A 2,616-nucleotide genomic window follows, 5' to 3' on the forward strand; every position below is an offset into this window, starting at 1 on the left:
CTCCAGCTCTACTTCAAAGTCCTGCGGGTCTATGAAGCAACTGGGGCAGAGGAAGAGACTAAAATCCTGCCGTCAAGGGGATGGGGCATCAGAAACCCCATCCGCCTATGCGGTGGGGTAGTTCATGCAGTTGTAGATTCGTCGCAGAGGTAGAGGGATCGCCATGAACCTGTTGAGCTTGGCCTTGCCGGATCTGTCGGCAGCTTCGGATCGGTTAACCGCCGCCTTGCAGCCCGTAGCCCAGTTTTTTGCCGGCCTCAACTTGCCCCAACCCATTGTGCAATGGGGTCACCCTTTGATGATGGGAATCGTGGTGGTGGTGATGGGCAGCTTTGTCGGCCTGACCGGGTGGCGAGGGCGAACCTTGCGTCTGGCAGCCGCCTCCCCAACCTCAGAGGGATCCCTGCCGGAATCGGCCCAAAAGCCTCTGCTGGATCACCGCAAATTGGCTCCCTGGATGGCCACCTTCATCGCTCTGGGCTACACCGGCGGCATTCTCTCCCTGGTGATGCAAGGGAAGCCCCTATTGAGCAGTCCCCATTTTTGGACGGGATCCCTGGTGCTGCTGTTGTTGGCGGTGAATGGAGCTTTGTCTCTCAGCGGCTTTGGGGGCAACCGCGCTGCTCTGCGCACCACCCATGCCTATGTGGGCAGCCTCATCCTGTGCATACTGTTTGCCCATGCCTTGTTCGGGCTCAAGCTGGGCTTGTCGCTGTGAGTGGCATTGACATGCTCCCCTGCCTAAAGGCAGGGGATTCTGGTTCCTGGTTCTGCGACAGCACTTATCGTGTTGGGTTGCCCCTCCACGGCAGCGGTGCTCGTCTCCCCAAGCGCTACGCAAGCCCTAGCACCCAGAGCGGTTCCCTAATGCCCTTAGGTACCGTTGCAAACAACAACCACAAAGCCTGCTGAGGCTGTATCCAGTCGTGAGACTGTTGGGTTTTTAGAGCGGTTGACTACCCTGCCGCTGCGGGCAGCATAGCACAAAGCCGCCCTAGTCGCGTCAGCGGGCCGTAGGCCTTAGGGCGGGGCTTTAGACCCAGTTTTTTGGTAACCCGAGGTTTCCCTCTCCCTGGACAGGAAGGCCGGGAGCCTATCAGCGATAAGGTTGCAGGGATTGCAGCAGGTAGAGCACGGTGAAAACGCCGATGCCCAGCAGGACGATGGACAACACCAGGTAGCTGCTGGCATTGGAGCGCTGCTCTTCCAAGAGGGCTTCAGGGGATTTGGGCGCGATCATGAACCGTCCCCCAGAAAGAGGTTTTCGGATCACGGGATCCCCTGCCTCGAAGCGCACCTGCCCCATGGCAAAGGCCATCGCATCCACCGGAATCACCCATTCCTTATAGATGAAAGAGCGAGTGGAGCGGTTTTCTGTTCTCACTTGGGAAAGGTAGCGCTTGAGATCGAAGTTGAAGCGGCTGGGGCCTTTTCCGGGAAAGACACGCTCATCCACAACCGCCATAGCCTCTACCTCCGCACCCGTGGGATCCACCCTCACCCTTCCGGTTTCGTCTTCGATGAAAAAAGGGATCTGGCGAACCACTGAGTGAAGGGTTTCATCTCTCGTTCTCGTCTCTCTCTCCAGGAGATATTCCCGGCCTGTGCTCGGATCGGAGTACACATTGTTGTAGTACTTTTGGGGAGAGCCTGCTTCAGAAAACGGCAATTTTTCGGGATAGGCTGGAGAGCCGAGCTTTTGTGGGTAATCGGGGTAACCAGGCTTCTTCTGGAAAGCATCCGAACCGGGGTAGCCAGAGCCGGGTTTTTGCGGAAAGGATGCCGCGCCGAAGTAGCCAGGGTTGGACTTTTGTGGGAAAGAATCGGAGTAGCCGGGATCAACCCTTTTCTGGAAAGAACTGGGGGCAGAATAGCCCAATCCGGGCTCCTTTGCGGTCATTCTCCCCGGATAGGATTTTGCCCGGGATCCCAAGCGCAGAGCGTTCTGGTATTCGCCTTCGCTGATCCGTTCGCTGTAAGTTACGTCGCCTTCGCTGTTCAAATACTTTCGATAGCATTCGACTTCGTCATACTCCCAAGAGATCTCGGACTTGTAGTAGACGCAAGGCTGTCGCGAAAATTCCGATACCAAAGGCCGATTGCACAAAATCCTGCCATAAACTTGGGCCAAGTTTGCTCCTTTTGCCTGTGGACTTGTCTGACCGAGATTGCGAAGCTCGGCTACCTTGAGCAACCGAGTGGTGGAGAGCTGTTGAACCAACCTTTGGGAGCGCAAATACTCAACACATGAAAACAGAGAGCCGGGAAGACAAAGTAGCCCAAGCAGCGTCAGCCAGTTCATAGAGGCCTTCCTTTCCGGGGGGTGGGAGTGAAGTTGGCCTCATGCTAGCAGTTATCCATAAAACAGCATTTAAGAGGAGTTTAAGACAATCCCGAATGCGGTCAGTTCCGAACTTGACTTGGCAACTGAGACGGGTTTCCCCGCAAGGCTTCTAGGAAGGCAAATACTGCGGGCGGATGCAGCGCAGAGGCCAGAACAGCAGCTCCGATCACCCGCTCCAGTGGGATCGGCAGCCGACGGATCTGGATCCCTTCGGGAATGGGGATGGCGGCCAAGCGAGGCAAAATGGCAGCCCCCAGACCCTGCGCCACCAT

At 56.7% G+C, this 2,616-nt stretch carries 3 protein-coding genes; 1 reads left to right on the forward strand and 2 read right to left on the reverse strand.

Features of this window, described 5'->3' with window-relative positions; all coding sequences use genetic code 11:
* Positions 1-163 precede the first annotated feature (163 nt).
* Positions 164-718 (forward strand): DUF4079 domain-containing protein, encoded by a 555-nt coding sequence (locus NW849_RS14115; RefSeq protein ID WP_414358456.1) that lies wholly within the window; start codon positions 164-166, stop codon positions 716-718.
* 378 nt (positions 719-1,096) lie between these two features.
* Here NW849_RS14115 and NW849_RS14120 read toward each other — a convergent pair whose 3' ends face one another.
* On the reverse strand, positions 1,097-1,900 hold the full coding sequence (locus tag NW849_RS14120; RefSeq protein WP_414358458.1) for an E3 ubiquitin ligase family protein: 804 nt from the start codon (positions 1,898-1,900) through the stop codon (positions 1,097-1,099).
* A 503-nt stretch (positions 1,901-2,403) separates the two neighbouring features.
* A partial coding sequence (locus tag NW849_RS14125) for a LysR substrate-binding domain-containing protein (RefSeq protein WP_414358460.1) occupies positions 2,404-2,616 on the reverse strand: 213 nt, incomplete at its 5' end.

The organism is Synechococcus sp. R55.3 (genome assembly GCF_047461975.1).
GTDB lineage: Bacteria > Cyanobacteriota > Cyanobacteriia > Thermostichales > Thermostichaceae > Thermostichus.

What these genes read in the sequence shown, in the direction of transcription:
- NW849_RS14115 (WP_414358456.1), top strand. Translation starts at nt 164, where the DNA reads ATGAACCTGTTGAGCTTGGCCTTGCCGGATCTGTCGGCAGCTTCGGAT.
- NW849_RS14120 (WP_414358458.1), bottom strand. Translation starts at nt 1,900, where the DNA reads ATGACCGCAAAGGAGCCCGGATTGGGCTATTCTGCCCCCAGTTCTTTC.